The 535-nt window shown below is 39.1% G+C and carries 1 protein-coding gene; it reads left to right on the forward strand.

Annotated features, from left to right (window positions below; genetic code table 11):
• A partial coding sequence (locus AC3G7N_RS22435) for an FGGY family carbohydrate kinase (RefSeq protein WP_489424310.1) occupies window positions 1-535 on the forward strand: 535 nt, incomplete at both ends.

A 535-nucleotide genomic window follows, 5' to 3' on the forward strand; every position in this document is an offset into this window, starting at 1 on the left:
AGCTGAGGTATTGCGTAAAGCTGATATAGAAGCAAGTCAAATTGCTGGAATTGGTATTACGAACCAGCGTGAAACGGCGGTTGTCTGGGATAAACATACAGGCAAGCCAATTTATAAAGCAATTGTCTGGCAGTCCCGCCAAACGGAAGGTATTTGTAAAGAGCTTCGTGAACAGGGATATAATGATCTGTTCAGAGAAAAAACAGGATTATTATTAGATCCATATTTCTCCGGTACAAAAGTTAAATGGATTCTTGACAATGTTGAGGGTGCAAGAGAAAAAGCAGAGAATGGTGATTTATTATTTGGCACAATGGACACATGGCTTGTCCATAAACTAACAGGTGGAAAGAAGCATGTTACGGAATATTCAAACGCCTCAAGAACACTGATGTTTAATATTTATGATTTAAAATGGGATGACGAATTACTAGACATCCTAACCATTCCAAAAAGCATGCTGCCAGAAGTGCACCAGTCTTCTGAAGTATATGGCAATACCGTTGATTATCATTTCTTCGGTCAAGAGGTTCCA

Source organism: Virgibacillus carmonensis (assembly GCF_057836705.1).